Source organism: Microbacterium sp. P5_E9 (assembly GCF_054049175.1).
Genome location: NZ_JBFUMV010000014.1, coordinates 17,683 through 32,277, shown reverse-complemented (window position 1 = coordinate 32,277; position 14,595 = coordinate 17,683). Strand labels below are relative to the sequence as shown.

The 14,595-nt window shown below is 65.7% G+C and carries 13 protein-coding genes; 5 read left to right on the top strand and 8 right to left on the bottom strand.

Going from position 1 to position 14,595, the window contains the following annotated elements; genetic code table 11:
* The first annotated feature begins 93 nt into the window (after positions 1 to 93).
* The 3 genes from ACXJ3V_RS15245 to ACXJ3V_RS15235 are packed head-to-tail and all read left to right on the top strand — an operon-like array spanning position 94 to position 3,583.
* On the top strand, positions 94 to 1,599 hold the full coding sequence (locus tag ACXJ3V_RS15245) for a sugar ABC transporter ATP-binding protein (RefSeq protein ID WP_457101181.1): 1,506 nt from the start codon (positions 94 to 96) through the stop codon (positions 1,597 to 1,599).
* Entirely contained in the window at positions 1,596 to 2,555 is a 960-nt protein-coding gene (locus ACXJ3V_RS15240) for an ABC transporter permease (RefSeq protein WP_457101180.1), read from the top strand. Before ACXJ3V_RS15245 ends, ACXJ3V_RS15240 begins: the two co-directional genes overlap by 4 nt.
* A complete protein-coding gene (locus ACXJ3V_RS15235) occupies positions 2,552 to 3,583 on the top strand; it encodes an ABC transporter permease (RefSeq protein ID WP_457101179.1) in 1,032 nt (343 codons plus the stop codon). The genes ACXJ3V_RS15240 and ACXJ3V_RS15235 overlap by 4 nt, the downstream gene beginning before the upstream one ends.
* A gap of 16 nt (positions 3,584 to 3,599) precedes the next feature.
* On the opposite strand, the gene ACXJ3V_RS15230 is transcribed toward ACXJ3V_RS15235, so the two are convergent.
* From ACXJ3V_RS15230 to ACXJ3V_RS15195, 8 genes are all read right to left on the bottom strand, one after another.
* A complete protein-coding gene (locus ACXJ3V_RS15230; RefSeq protein ID WP_457101178.1) occupies positions 3,600 to 4,310 on the bottom strand; it encodes an EthD domain-containing protein in 711 nt (236 codons plus the stop codon).
* A 13-nt stretch (positions 4,311 to 4,323) separates the two neighbouring features.
* The gene (locus ACXJ3V_RS15225) at positions 4,324 to 5,613 is read right to left on the bottom strand and encodes an oxidoreductase (RefSeq protein WP_457101177.1); all 1,290 of its coding nucleotides are present in this window, start codon (positions 5,611 to 5,613) and stop codon (positions 4,324 to 4,326) included.
* Between the two features lie 24 nt (positions 5,614 to 5,637).
* Positions 5,638 to 6,468 (bottom strand): ABC transporter substrate-binding protein, encoded by an 831-nt coding sequence (locus ACXJ3V_RS15220; protein WP_457101176.1) that lies wholly within the window; start codon positions 6,466 to 6,468, stop codon positions 5,638 to 5,640.
* Positions 6,465 to 7,469, bottom strand: a complete 1,005-nt coding sequence (locus tag ACXJ3V_RS15215) for a fumarylacetoacetate hydrolase family protein (RefSeq protein WP_457101175.1) — start codon at positions 7,467 to 7,469, stop codon at positions 6,465 to 6,467. Before ACXJ3V_RS15215 ends, ACXJ3V_RS15220 begins: the two co-directional genes overlap by 4 nt.
* A gap of 10 nt (positions 7,470 to 7,479) precedes the next feature.
* Positions 7,480 to 8,421 carry a VOC family protein gene (locus ACXJ3V_RS15210; protein WP_457101174.1) on the bottom strand — a complete coding sequence of 314 codons (942 nt, stop codon included), beginning with the start codon at positions 8,419 to 8,421 and terminating at the stop codon, positions 7,480 to 7,482.
* Positions 8,422 to 8,430: 9 nt separating this feature from the next.
* Positions 8,431 to 9,942, bottom strand: coding sequence for a bifunctional 3-(3-hydroxy-phenyl)propionate/3-hydroxycinnamic acid hydroxylase (locus ACXJ3V_RS15205; RefSeq protein ID WP_457101173.1), 1,512 nt, complete (start codon positions 9,940 to 9,942; stop codon positions 8,431 to 8,433).
* Positions 9,943 to 10,063: 121 nt separating this feature from the next.
* The gene (locus tag ACXJ3V_RS15200) at positions 10,064 to 10,966 is read right to left on the bottom strand and encodes a LysR family transcriptional regulator (RefSeq protein WP_457101172.1); all 903 of its coding nucleotides are present in this window, start codon (positions 10,964 to 10,966) and stop codon (positions 10,064 to 10,066) included.
* 59 nt (positions 10,967 to 11,025) lie between these two features.
* Positions 11,026 to 12,402 carry an aldehyde dehydrogenase family protein gene (locus ACXJ3V_RS15195; protein ID WP_457101171.1) on the bottom strand — a complete coding sequence of 459 codons (1,377 nt, stop codon included), beginning with the start codon at positions 12,400 to 12,402 and terminating at the stop codon, positions 11,026 to 11,028.
* A 121-nt stretch (positions 12,403 to 12,523) separates the two neighbouring features.
* Here ACXJ3V_RS15195 and ACXJ3V_RS15190 point away from each other — a divergent pair, with 121 nt between their 5' ends.
* The gene (locus tag ACXJ3V_RS15190; protein WP_457101170.1) at positions 12,524 to 13,537 is read left to right on the top strand and encodes an ornithine cyclodeaminase family protein; all 1,014 of its coding nucleotides are present in this window, start codon (positions 12,524 to 12,526) and stop codon (positions 13,535 to 13,537) included.
* A 14-nt stretch (positions 13,538 to 13,551) separates the two neighbouring features.
* Positions 13,552 to 14,571, top strand: coding sequence for a dihydrodipicolinate synthase family protein (locus ACXJ3V_RS15185; RefSeq protein ID WP_457101169.1), 1,020 nt, complete (start codon positions 13,552 to 13,554; stop codon positions 14,569 to 14,571).
* Positions 14,572 to 14,595 lie beyond the last annotated feature (24 nt).

Genomic DNA, 14,595 nt, shown 5'->3' with positions numbered 1-14,595 from the left:
TTGCGTGACTACAGACTAGACACATTCGATACGATACGTCTAGTTTGGAATGAGCGCGAGGGACGCGCACCTGACTCAATGAGGAGCGACGGCATGGCAGTATCCGGCGACGGCCTCACGCTCGCCCACGTGACCAAGCGCTTCGGGGCGACGCGCGCCCTCGTGGATGCCCACCTGCAGATTCGACGCGGGGAGGTGCACACACTGCTGGGCGAAAACGGCTCGGGCAAGTCGACGCTCGTGAAGATCATCGGCGGCGTGCACCGCCCAGACGAGGGCGAATTCCGCCTTGACGGCGTCTCTGTCGTTCGGCGGAGTCCCAGGGGAATGAGCGAGCTCGGGATCGCGGTCGTCTTCCAGGAAGTGCTGACGGCCGCCAGTCAGTCTGTGCTGAACAACATCTGGCTCGGCTCCGACGGCCTCTTCACTCGCAAGCTGAACCGGTCGAAGCAACGGCAGCTCGCTGCTGACACGCTCGGCAGGCTCGTGGACGGGATCGACCTGGATTCCCCGGCGGGGCAGCTGTCGCTCTCAGACCGGCAGGCGGTCTGCATAGTGCGCGCCCTCGTGCGCAATCCGCGAGTCCTCATCCTCGACGAATCGACCGCCGCACTGGACGTGCAGACCCGCGACCGACTGTTCGCCGAGATGCGGCGCCTCACGGCCGAAGGGGTCGGCATCCTGTTCATCTCCCACCGCATGGACGAGGTGCAGGAGATCTCGGATCGCGTCACGGTGCTGCGATCCGGGCGGACGATCTCGAGCGTAGACCGGGCCCAAGTGTCTATCCCGCAGCTGATCGCGGACATGACCGGCACGTCTGGGCAATTCGAGCGCTCGGCGCGCGACCACGCGCTCGGCGACTCCACGCTCCGCGCGGCGGACCTGCGACTGGTTCCGCACGCCGCACCGATCCACTTCGAGCTCCGCGCGGGGGAACTGGTCGGACTCGCGGGGCTCGAGGGTCAGGGGCAGGACGCTTTCCTCAAGCGGCTCTCCGGCATCACCTCAGGAGGCGGCTCCGTCACGCGTGTTCTCGCTCCCGACATAGTCGTGCGGCAGGGCAACGGCGCCAAACTCGGGGTCGCCTACTTGCCGCGCGAACGCCGGGGGGAGTCGCTCTTCGAGTCCATGTCGATTAGAGAGAACTTCGCGCTGCCGACCCTCCGCCACGACCGACGCGGCGCCTTCATCAGCGCGAAGCGGATGAGGGAGCGCTTCGGTGAGTACATCTCCTCCCTCGGCATCCGCCTGGGCACCCAGGATGACCCGATCTCGAGCCTCTCGGGGGGCAGCCAGCAGAAGGTGGTGCTTGCCCGCTGGCTCGCCACCGACCCGAGGGTGCTGCTGCTCAACGACCCGACGCGTGGAGTCGACATCATGACCAAGCGGGAGATCTACGCCACGTTGGACCGGCTCTGCGCGAGCGGCATGAGCGTCGTCATGCTTTCGAGCGAAGTCGAGGAGCTGGTGGAGCTGGTGGACCGAGTGCTGATCTTCCGTGATCAGGAGATCTTCGCTGAGATCCCGCGAGACCGACTCACAACGGCGTCAGTGGTCGCCGCCTATTTCGGTCAAAGCACGGAGAGTGCCGCGTGAACAGATTCCTCGACCTCCTGCGACGCCACTCGTGGGCGTTCGCTCTGGTGCTGGCGATCGCGCTGCTCATTGTGAACCTGTTGGTGAGTCCCAACTTTCTGTCGCCCGAGCGACTCCCTGCCACTCTGGCTACGCTGGCGCCCTTTGTGCTCGTCGGGTTCGCGTCGACTCCGTCGATCCTCTCCGGGGGCATCGACGTGTCGGTGGGCCCGCTCGCGACCTTCATCAACTGCCTGTTCATCGCTGTCCTGCTGCCCGCCGGTCTCGGGGATTGGTATGCAGCCATCCCCATCCTCCTCGGGACCGCGGCCGCCATCGGGGCCGTGACCGGGGTGCTGGTCGCCGTCGTCCGCCTGCATCCGGTGGTCGCGTCAACGGGAGTGCTGTTCGTCCTCGTCGGCCTGTCGATCACGATCTCCAAGTCGCCGGTGTCGGCGACGCCCAACTGGTCCGATCCGCTCGCGCAGTCGATCGGCTGGATTCCGGGGGCGTTGCTGACGATGGGCTCGGTCGCGCTCGCGTGGTTCGTGCTGCGGCGCACGGCATTCGTCGCGAACCTGCTCGCGACGGGCGAGAGCGACGTATCGGCGTACGGCTCCGGAGTGAACGTAACGGCCGTGCGGGTCATTGCCTACGCTCTGGGCGGACTCTTCGCAGGGGTTGGCGGAATCGCGCTATCCGCACTCCTGCAGTCGTCGCAGTCGTCGCTCGCCACAACCTATGCGCTGCTGGGCCTGGCCGCCGCCGTTCTCGGCGGCACAGCCCTGGGGGGCGGGAGGGGCGGGCTGCTCGGCACCTTCTTCGGCGCTCTCGTGATCTACCTGCTGCAACAGCTGCTCACGGCGGCCGGTGTGCAGCCCAGTCTGGTGCAGTTCGCCTACGGGCTCGCCCTGGTGATCGGGGTTCTCGTCGGAGCAACCCTGCTGAATTCTCGCCGTATAAGGAGTCGCGCATGACTGAGCCGAGTACGGGCGTCACCCGCACGCTCACGCTGCCCCAGCCCGCCCCCACCGGCTGGCCCAAGTTCCGCGAGTGGGCGCTGCGCACCCCGTTCGTTCAGGTCGTCGTTCTGATCGTCCTTTCAGCCGTGCTGGTGGTGACCATCCCCGCCTTTCTGGCGCGGCCACAGGCGGCGATCGCAGTACTCGCTATCGCTTCGCTGTTAGCCCTCGCCTCGATGGGGCAGACCCTCGTGGTGATCATCGGGGGCCTGGACCTCGCGGTGGCGGGCTACATCACGTTCGGCGCCATGATCGCGTCCAACGCGACCAGTCGCCTCGGGTGGCCCGTCTCACTCGCATTCCTCGTCGTCGTGCTGGTGTGCGGCGCCATCGGCGCCGCGGTCGGGTGGCTCTGTCACCGCTTCCGCATCCAGCCGCTCGTCTTGACTCTCGGGGTAGGTGCGATGCTTACCGGGGGTTCCATGTTCATCGCCAACGGCGATTACAACGGTCAGCCGCCGGCGGATCTGCGCGCACTCGCGCAGCTGAACGGTACGACGTTCGGCCTGCCTTTCCCCCCGGTCATCGCGATCGTCGTGGTGCTGGGCGTGGTGCTGTGGCTCTTCCTGGCCAAGAGCGGTGCGGGCCGCAGACTTTATGCCACGGGCGTGAACCCGGTCGCAGCGAACTTCGCTCGGGTGAAGACGTCAGTGGTCTGGACCTTCGTGTTCGCGGCGTCAGGGGCGCTGGCCGGGCTCGCCGGGGTCTTCATCGCGGCGTTCGGCGCGGGATGGTCTCAGGCGGTGGGAGATCCATATCTGTTTGCGGGACTCGCGGCCGTGCTCGTGGGTGGCACGACGTTCGGCTCCGTGCACGGCGGGTTCACCCGCACCGCCCTGGGCGCGCTCATTCTGACCGTGCTGTCGACGCTCATCGTCAGCCGGGGCTTGTCCGAGGCGCAGGGCCGCATCGTGTACGGGATCATCATCCTGGCCGTCGTCGCACTCTACGGTCGCGAGCGTCACGTGCGTGATCGGTTCTGACCAGCGATAAGCCAGGTCAATCCAGCGGGATCTCCCTGGTGAGCAGCGCCGCCGATGCCGCCGGGTTGGTGAACCGCAGCTCGTCCGGCGCCAGCGTGGAGTGGTAGTACTCGCTGCCGAACTCCGCGGCCATTGCGTCCAGCGACGCGAAGGTGATCGCACCGACGCCGTCATAGAGGCCGGCCGCGAATCGCGACGTCGCCGGCATGGGGGCGGGTGTGTCCTCGAGCCGCAGGAGCCGGTCCTTTGTATGCGGACCGCCGAGTGCCAGGCGCGCGTGCTCACCGGTCCAGTGGTCGACGAACTCCTGAAACCGCATTCGTCGGGCCGCCACCGGCAGGACAAGGACCTTGACGGCGCTGTCCGGGGCTGGCTCCTTGCGCTCCCAGATCACCTGAGGGATGCCGCCGATCGCCGTCGGATGCGAGGCCAGCAGCTCGAGTCTCCGGGGGAGCCACTGCTCCACGAAGGCCCGCGAGACGACCCAGTCGGCCGCGCTGTTCTTCTTGTCCCACCACGTCTCGACAGCTGCGTCGAAAGGGGCGGTGGGTGCGTTCTCGATGGGAGAAGGGCCGACGATCGGGGCGTCGAAGGCGTACCGCAGCATCCCGGGTGACGTCACCCGGTCCTCGCGTTCAAGCGTGACCCAGGCGTCGGCGAACGCATCTGCGGTGAGTGCGGGGTCTGCCTTCAGCAGGATGACGAGCTTGTAACCGGCGGCGGGCATCGTCGCCCCTCTCTCAGTGCTTCGATTTCGGGGCGGCCTTGGCCGCCGCGTCTGCGATCCGCATCAGCAACGCGTTCCCCGCGGCCCACACGAACAGGCTCTCCAGGGAGGTCGAGCGCTTTGCCCCGGGATCCTCGCGGCCCATCTCAGGGTTCTTGTGGCACGCGACCGGGATGTTTGTCATCAGACGTCGCATGCACGAGTTCGCGTGATCGCACCAGACGATCTCGTCACCGCGACCGTCGATGACCTTCTTCGCATAGTCGGGGTCCGCGAGCAGTTGACGGGCAAGCATTGTGGCGTCGGCGTGCCCGGCGGTGATGGCATCTGCCGCCTGCTGTGGGTCCGGCGTGCTCGACAGGAAAAGCGGGATGCCGCCGACGGCGGCCCGGAACGCTTGAGGCTCACCATGGGCCAACATATTGCCGGACCGCGATGGAACATTCTCGGCCATAGATTCGTAGTTGGCCTCGCTCAACGAGATGAAGTCGACGCCCGCCGTGACGATGTGGCCGGCGACCTCCGCGAAGCCGTCGGGACCCTGGCCGCCGGGCATGTGATCGTTGACGCTCATGCGGATCCCGACCGGGTAGTCGGGGCCGACTTCGGCGCGCACGGCAGCGACGGTGTCGCGCAGCGCCCTGGCGCGGTTCGCTGCGCTGCCGCCATACTCGTCGGTGCGCTGATTCGACAGAGGCGAGAGGAACGACGAGTAGAAGTAGCACATGTGAGCGCCGATCTCGACGCCGTCGAAGCCGGCGGCCTTCGCGCGACGGGCGGCGCTGACGACGTCGGCCTCTACCGACTTGATGTCCTCCGCCGTCGCCTGGGCCGGCGGTGGGGTGGCCCGCCCGCCCGGGACATAGACGTGATCGGGGAAGCCTGCCGCGCCGAGGACCACGGGCTTGGCGCTGGCCGCGATCGGCTGAGCGCCATTGCGGGGAACACCCATGCGGCCGAAGCTCGGAAACAGCTGCGCGAAGATCGCGGCGCCCTCTGCCTGAACGGCGTCCACCATTCGGGCGAGGTCGGGAACGAAGTCGTCCTTGTCGAAGCGAATGTTGGGAAAGAAGGGCGACTCGTTCCATGCGCGCTCGCTGGCGACTGCCCCGCCCACGAAGACGAGGCCGACTCCTCCCTGTGCGCGTCGGCGGAGGAAGGCGATCGACTGACCGCTCGGCCGGCCATCCTCGGTGGGGCGGAGCACAGCCATTGGGCCGAGGATGACGCGGTTCTTCAGCTCCACGGAGTTGATCCTCAGTGGAGATCCGAGTACGGCGCTAGCGCTGGTTGCCGCCGTCATCGATGAACCCTCCTGTGCACCATGTCACACCGACAGACGAAGTGGTGTGGGCTCGTGAAGATCTGTGAGACGGATGCCGGGTGGCATGAGTCCGAGCTGCGTGCGAATGTCCGTCAGGAGCGCGAGACCGGCGGGATCGACCTCCAGCGTCCGCGGGCGGCTCGCCCAGGCCGTCGCGGCTGCCGCGCCGAATCCCGCACGTGCAAGAAGAGCTTCACCCTCGGCATCCGTGAATTCCTCACCAGCCTTCACGCCGAGTTCCAGCGCGTGCAGATAGACCGCTAACTCGCCCGATTCCAGAACCGCTGCTCGAACGACCAGCCCTTGCCCGGGGAAGGCAGGCAGCGATGAAGCGACCGTGGCCAGCAGCGGGCAACTCGAATCCCGCGCCGTCGCGTCGAACGGCGGTCCGAGTAGCGTGGCATCCACGGTGCCGTCCAGAAGTGCGTCGAGGCGCTCCTTCACCCCGCCGACCTCGATGTACTCGACGGTGATTCCCTGTCCCTCGAGCAGATATCGCGCGACCAGCGAGAAGCCGTTGCTCGCGGCATCCACAGCGAATCTGCCGCCCTCGAGATCGGCGAGCCGTGAGAGTCCCGGTCGCGCATACACGCCCAGCGGAGTGGTTGCCTCAGTCTGGGCGACGAGTCTCAGATCTGCCCCGGCATGTGTCCAGGCGAACAGGTTGTCGATCGCGGTGATCGCGATGTCTATGTCGCCCGCGACCAGGCCTGCGAGCTGTTCGGGGCTGCCGGTGGTGCGATGCACCTCAAGGTCGATGTCATCGAGAAGTCCCAGTTCGCGTGCCAGGATGAGCGGCACCGGAGGCACGAACTGGCTCTGTCGTAACGTCACGGCCTGCCCGCCTGCCACGGCGGAAGCGCGCCGCTCGGTCCTCGGACCAGGTTGCGCTGCGACCCCAGTCCTTCGATGGTCGACTCCACGACGTCGCCGTCGGTGAGGAACCGCTTCCAATGCGAGCCGTTGCCGGCGGGAGAGCCCGTAATGAGGAGGTCGCCCGGCTGGAGGATCGCGATCGATGACGTGTAGCTGAGAAGCGAGGCCACATCGAACGCGAGATCCTCGGTCGTCGCATCCTGCATGACCCGGCCGTTCAATGTCAGCCGCATTCGCAGCGCCGCGGGGTTGGAGACGAACCGCGCGGGCACGAGCCATGGGCCGGTCGGGAAGAATCCAGGTTGATTCTTCGCACGGAACCAGTCGGTGCCGATCTTGGCCATGTCATCCCGGGGCACGAGAGATCGTGCGGTGAGATCGTTCACGATGGTGTATCCGGCGACATAGTCGAGAGCCTCGTGGATGGAGACGCGATGTGCGGTGCGCCCGATGACGACTCCGAGTTCGAGTTCCCAGTCGACATCGGTGCCCACGTCGGGCAGTCGGATCTCGTCGTATGCGCCAGACACCGCCGACGGGATGCCGGTCCAGACGTACGGGTCACCTGTTCGGACGCGCTCGTCGATCTCCGCGGCGGCCTCCTGGCGGAGGCGTTCCGGCGAAGCGCCGGCCGACCCCAGGCCGTGGGCGACACTCATCTGGATGATGTGCTCACGGTAGTTGGCCCCGGCGGCGAGGACCGGGCCCACGGGCTGCACGGGTGGCAGCACCCGCGCAGCACCTGAGGACGTCAGGTCGTCGAATGACCCCAGGGGAGTGACTCCGGCCGCGAGGTAAGCCTCGAGGAGGTCGAGATTACGATCCCATTCCGCGAAGAGGTCACCCGTTCGGCGGATGGCGGGCAAGGCGACTCGGGCGTCAAAGACGTGATCCCCTGCCACGATCGCAGGGACAACACCTTCCTCGAGTCCGAGAGAGACGATGGCGAAAGAGTTCATGGAGGTCCACTCAGACGGGGGGCGCGACGAAGAGGCTCGCGTTGTCGGGGTCGTTGAACATTTCCTTCGTGATGAACTCGTTCATGTCGCCTCCGGTGCCCCACTGGTCAGAGGTCTCGGGCTCCTGCACGTCGAAGATGCTCGGGTGCCAGCTGTCCTCATCGAGGGTTGCGAGCTCAGTGGTGTACTCCATCGTGTTGCCGTTGGGGTCGACGAAGTAGGTGAAGGTGTTGTCGCCGGCGCGGTGACGCCCGGGACCCCAGATCTTGCGATAGCCGGCTCGGATGATCCGGCCGCTGCCGTACATGTACTCGTCGATCCCGCGAAGCTCGAAGGAGGCGTGCTGCAACGAGGCGTGCGGGCCTCGCGCGATGGCCATCGAGTGGTGCTGCGAATTGCATCGCAGGAAGTAGAACAGGTCGCCGACGTGCGGATGGTTCAGAGTGTCGGAAAGGCGGAAGCCCAGGTTCCGCTCGTACCAGGCCATCATCTTCTCGGGTTCTGGTGAGTTGAGGACGACATGCGAGAGGCGCACCGGAATCGACTCTCGCACCTCGATCTTGCGGTGCTTGCGTAGCTCGACGTCCGTGGAGACCTCGATGGTTCGCCCTTCAAGATCGAAGAAGCGGAACCCGTAGCCGCCGCCGAGCGTCTGGAGGTCGGTCGGCTCGAAGATGAGCTTCACACCAGTGCTCGCGAGGTTGGTCGCAAGAGCGTCAACGGACTCTCGGTCTGCTGCACCAAACGCGACCAGGTCGAGGCGTTTGTCGGCAGAGCGGCGTACTCGAGTCACATACTGCTCCGGTGAGCCTTCGGCGGCGAAGTAGACGACGTCGCCGTCGTCGTGCTGCACAGTGAGGCCCCAGTGGTTCTTGTAGAACTCGATCTGCTTGTCGAAATCGGGTACCGCGATGTCGAAGTGGCGGATGTGGGTGATCGGGCTGAATGACATGGTGTTCTCCTAACGCGATTCAGCGGGGGCGGTTGCGAGATGCGCGATTGAGGGGATGCTGTGGATCAGTCGTTCTAGATCGGATGCGCTGTCTGCGACACCGAGGATGTAGTGGTCGGGACGCAGCACGATCCCTTTGGCGCCGACAGTCTGGATCAGCTGGTCGATCTTGGCGGGGTCGAGCAGGGTCACAGTGTCACCGTCGTCGTCGAGCACGGCTTTGGTCGCAGGGGCCAGCGCGTCGTAAAGGGAGCGCTCTGTGGCGACAAGGAAGTGGGGTCCGACCATGTCGTCCAGTCGGGTTCCGTCGGAGAGGATCGGCTGCGGTCCCAGGTATCCGGCACGTGTGCCGTCGCCCCCCTCGTGCAGGCCGGGCCCGAGTGACGGGGGCGGTGGCAAAGCTGACGCGCCAGGATTTGCCGCGATGTACGCGTCTCGGCCCGCCGCGACTGCCGGGTCCGTGGTCTGGATGAACACCGCCTGGTTCGCGGCCGTCTCGACCCAGAAGGTCGCGTGCGGCTTGCGCTCACTCTCGTAGGTGTCGAGAAGCGCCTCATCAGCGATGCCTCGACGAACGAGATCAAGCTTCCAGACGAGGTTCGCGACGTCGCGGATGCCCGCGCAGAGGCCCTGGCCGAAAAGGGGAGGGGCCTGGTGAGCGGCGTCTCCGGCGAGAAAGATGCTGCCGCTTCGCCACTGCCGGGCGATGCGACCGCGGAATGTGTAGATCGCCTGCCGGTCGGGAGTGAACTTGTCGGCGGGCAGGGCGCCGCGGCTGATCCGCTCAACAGCCGCCGGGGTGACGATCTCCTGAGGGTCATCGTCGGGCATCAGCATGAACTCCATACGCACCCGATCGCCGGGCAGTCGGAGCCAAAGGGCCGGGCGGGTGTAGCGACCGAACTGCACCATGTCGGCTTCGTAACCGGGAGCACCGACGAGCTGGCCGTCGACGACAAGCCACTGAGCGTCGTCGCCGTACTTTTCGGTCTCGATGCCGAGCGCATGCCGGGTCTCGGAGCGTCCACCGTCGGCGACGATCGCCCAGCGTGCGTGTGTCGTGGACGCGACACCTCGGGCATCGACCGAGGTGACCGCCACGCCTCCGTCGACGCTCGAGACGGCGGTCACTCGCTCCGCGCATCGCAACTCGATGCCGGGGGTGTCGGCGATCACCTCGCGGATGAGGTGCTCAATGTCGGGCTGGTGGAAGCTGATGTGCTCGGGCCAACCCTGTTCGCCCACACCACCTGACGGCGCGTGCACGAGGACCTGGCCGGCCTCGTTGACGATTTCAATGTCCTTCATCGGAATGACAATGTCCCAGAACTGGGACGCGATGCCGAGGCCCTGCAGGGTGCGCATCGTCTCGCCGTCGAAGTGGACAGCCCGCGCTGTCGGCCACATCTCGGCATCCTTCTCGAACCCGATCGCGCGTAGCCCCGCTCGACCGCACAGCGCCAGGGCAGTGGATCCGACCGGGCCACCGCCGATCACCACCACATCGACATCGATATTCACAGACACTCCTTCGTGTGCAAAACGTTTCGTATCGAATCAATCCGATACTTGCCTCATCACGAGCATCGCGGCACGAGTCCCATAAGGGAATGGCAGGTTTGCCATAACCTTTATTGGGATTTCAGATAACCTCGCCTGCGGCGCGGGTAAGCACCTGGCGGAGCCAAATGTGCTCCGCGTCGTGCTCCCGGTCGGGGAGCCACCAGAAGGCGTCATGAATCGGCTCAAGCTCAAGCGGTGGGATGACCACGCGCAGACGAGGCTGCATCGCGAGTGCCAGCCGGGCCATACCCTCGGGTACGAGCGCGACCCGGTCCGTGCCGACGATAAGCGACGGCATGACGAAAAAATGGGACGTCACGGCCGCGACCGAGATGTCGATGCCGCGGAATTGCAGTTGCGTTCGCGCCGGATTCATTCCTTCGCGCGCTGCCAAGTTCTGAACCCAGGGCCTCGTGAGTAGTTCGTCCTTCGTGGGCTCTCCCGGAATGCCGGACGCGCCATCCACCAGACATACCCAGCGCTCAGATGGGAGGTCGATGTGAGGTAGATCGACGACATAACCGTGGGGGAGGATCACCGCATCGATCGCCCGCAGGGAGTCCGGCAGGCCGTTGACGAGCCGCGCGTCCACTATCGGGAATTCGAATCGCACGTTGGGTGCCTCGCGCTCGACGATCCGCGTCAGAGCGGGAGCGATACGGGCGACGGCATAGTCCACGCCMGCGAGCGAGAACGAGCGAGTGCTCGTGACTGGGTCGAAGCGCGACTGCCATCGAAAGATTTCGTCCGCTTCCACGATCACCTGCGGGAGCGCCGCGAGCAATCGGTCACCGAGCGGGGTCAGGACGTGCTGGTTTCCGCGGCGGACAAGTAGGACGTCGCCATAGTGAGTGCGCAGTCGCGCAAGCAGCGTCGACATCGTCGGTTGCGAAACGTGCATTCGGGCCGCCGCTCGCGTCACACTCCGCTCTTCCAGCAGCGCACGCAACGGTTGCAGCAGGTTGTAATCGTTCGCCGCCATGGCGCCCGGCCGCTCCCCTCCTGCGCACGACCTCGATGCTCGGATCTATTGCAGTCAGGCTATGCCTTCCACACTGTCTTCAGGTTGCAGAACTCGCGCTGACCGACGGCAGCGAGCTCCCGGCCGAAACCGGAGCGCTTGATTCCACCGAACGGCAGTTCCTGGTACGACACAGTCATCCCGTTGATGAAGACGGCACCCGCGTCCAGGTTTTCGATGAACCAGGCCTCCTCGTCGAGGTCATTGGTCCAGACAGCACTGGACAGCCCGAAAGTGGTCTGGTTCGCGATCCGGAGCGCATCGTCATTGTCTTTCGCGCGATAGAGGGACGCGACCGGGCCGAAGGTCTCCTCTTGAATGAGTCGAGCGTCCTCAGGGAGGTCCGCGATCACGGTGGGGGCGTAATACCAGCCCGGGCGATCCGGGATGGTCCCGCCGGTGAGGATGCTGGCGCCTTTGGCCCGCGCGTCCTCCACGAGATCGATCAGGTCGTCACGTCCAGACTCGGTGGCGACCGGACCGATCTCCGTGGCAGGATCCAGAGGGTCGCCAACCATGAGAGACGCCATGAGGCGGGTGAACTCCGCAGCGAATTCGTCGTACACCTCATCGTGGATGATGAAGCGCTTGCCCGCGATGCACGACTGCCCGTTGTTGTTGATGCGCGCACGGACCGCGGTCGCGGCGGCGGCGGCCACGTTCGCGGAGGGGAGCACGATGAACGGGTCTGAGCCACCGAGCTCGAGGACCGCCTTCTTGACGTGATCGCCGGCGATCGCCGCAACCGAGCGTCCCGCCGGTTCCGAGCCAGTGAGAGTGACGGCCTTCACCCTGGGGTCGGCAATCACCGCGCCGACCTCCGCGCCACCGATGAGGAGTGCGCGGAAGGACCCCTGCGGGAAGCCGCCACGCTCGAAGAGCGTGTCAAGGAAGAGCGCCGATTGCGGCACATTCGAGGCGTGCTTGAGAAGCCCCGTGTTGCCGGCCATGAGTGCGGGCGCGGCAAAGCGGATCACCTGCCAGAGCGGATAGTTCCAAGGCATGACCGCGAGGATTACGCCGAGCGGCTCATATCGAGTCCACGCGCGTGACGCGTTGACGCTGGTGGGGTCATCGAGTGGGAGATCTGCGAGAAATTCCTCGCTGTTGTCTGCGTAGAAGCGCATGGCCTTCGCGCACTTGCGCACCTCGGCGACCGACTGGGCGATCGGCTTTCCCATCTCGATCGTGATGAGCTCTCCGAGGCCCTCCGCATCGCCGTCGAGGATGGCGGCCGCTGCCCGCATCCATTCGGCGCGCTGCGCGATGCTCGTCTCGCGAAGGCGTTTCCCCGCCTCCGCCGCCTCGGTGATGCGCTGCTCAACCTCTTTCGGGGAGTGCGCATCGATGAGGATCTCCACCCTGCCGGTCGCCGGGTTCACGGTCGCGATAGTCAATTCTTCATCCCCTCGTCGAAATGCGCTTCGCTCAGGAGTATAGTCACAATAGATACGAAACGTACCGTGCAGAATGGCCAGCCCATGCACCGGTGAGAACAATCACGAAGGAGTGACCCACGTGAGCACGGAACCCCGACCGCCTGCACGCCCGGCCCTGTTCCTCACCGATGAGGACGTCGCGCAGCTATCGGACCTCCCGAGCGCTATCGCAGCTATCCGCGCCGCGTATTCCGCGCCAGTGGATGTCCGACGCAATCCGGGCAGGATCTTCGCCGACAGCACCCGAGAGTGGATGCGCGTCATGCCGTCGGTGCCCACCACCGGCCGGCTCTTCGGGGTGAAGTCGATCAATGGGTCGTTCGCGGACGGCCTCTCGGTCAGCTATCTGATCTCGCTTTTCGACAAGGAGACGGCCGACCTGGTGGCCCTCGTGGACGGTAACCGCGTCACCGGTCTGCGCACCGCAGCAACGAGCGCGGTGGGCGCACAAGCGATCGCTCCGAAGCGGCCGCTGCGGGTCGGTGTAATCGGGTCGGGCTTCGAAGCGCGATCGCACACCGCCGCCCTCTCCCTGGTGACACGTTTCGCCTCCGTCGCGGTGTTCAGCCCCACTCCCGAGAACCGCGAGGCCTTCGCGGAGTCCTTCTCGCAGAGCCTCGGGGTCCCGGTAATTCCCGTCGACTCAGCCGAGCAGGCCGTTCGGGGTGCCGACTTGGTGCTGTGTGCCGCCCGATCCCGGGACGAGGCGCCCACCCTTCGGGCGGAATGGGTGGGCGACGATGCGACGGTAGTGTCTATCGGTTCGACGACCCCGACTCAGCGCGAGCTTCCCGCTGAGCTCATCGCGCGAGCGGCGCTGATCGTCGCAGACGGGGTGGAGGAGGTCCTGCACGGAAGCGGAGACATGATTGCCGCGCGCGCCGCCGGCATCGATGTCGAGGCGGTGACCGCATCGCTCAACGCCGTGCTGCTCGGTGAGCGGGCTGTTGACCTCGAGCACGGTATCCGCATCTACAAGTCCACCGGCGCCGGACTGCAGGACATCGTCGTCGCCGAGGCACTTGTCGATCTCGCGCGCGAGCGCGGTATCGGCACGGAGCTGCCTGCCGGCATTGTGACAACCCGCAAGTGAGGAGAAGGAATCCCATGGTCGACTACACCAAGACCCAAGCACGCGAGTGGGCGAAGCAGCACTGGAAGGGCACAATCGCAGTGACGCTGCCCTCGTTCTCGCCGGACTTCTCGAAAGTCAACGAGAATGCGATCCGCCACGACATCCTCAAGCTCAAGGAGCTCGGCTACGCGGGAACGTTGCTCGTCACCGAGGTGAACATCACACCAGAGGAGAATGCGCGGGTGACGGCAGTCGCCCGTGAAGCAGGCGGAGCGGACTTCCAGCTGTTCTTCCATGCCGCATTCAACACGCTCGAGGAGAACATCCGCGCGTTGTCGCTGGCGGAGAAGGAGGGGGTCGACAGCGTGCTGCTGTCGTATCCGACCGCGTTCTGGCCGACCTCCCTCGACGAGGTGTTCGACTACACAAAGCAGCTGTCGAACTCGACCGATCTCGGGGTGATGCTGTTCGGTCTCCCCGCGTGGGGCTTCGAGCGAATCGACAACGCCGGGATGCCGGTGACCTTCGTCCGCGAGGTGCTGGACCAGATCCCGAACATCGTCGCAGTCAAGGCCGAGCAGGGCTACCCCACCATCGGCGGGATCCTCGAGATGTACCACCACTTCCGCGACGAAGTCATCATCTCCTGCCCGATCGAAGGTGAGACGATCCCGCTCATGTCCGTGCTCGACTTCCAGTTCTCCGGCACCAGCAACTCCAACTGGATGAGCGACTACTTTCCCCGCGCGTTCGAACTCGCCCGTAACGGGAAGTGGGAGGACGCGATGAAGCTGTGGTGGCAGGTCGCGCCCGCGCGCGCGGCGAACACGGCAATCCTCACTGGCTCATCGGTCGGAACGACGGTCATCAACCGCACCGGGTGGAAGTACCAGGAATGGCTCGCGGGTTTCAACGGAGGAGCGCTGCGCGCACCCGCACCGCGCATCCCCGATCGCCTCATGAAGCAGGCGCGTCAGGCCCTCGCAGCCTCCGGCCTGCCTGTCACAGACCTTCCGGACAGCGAGTTCGTGAAGGGCCGCACGCGGGCCTAGCTAGGCGCTCTCGCGGTCCGGTCT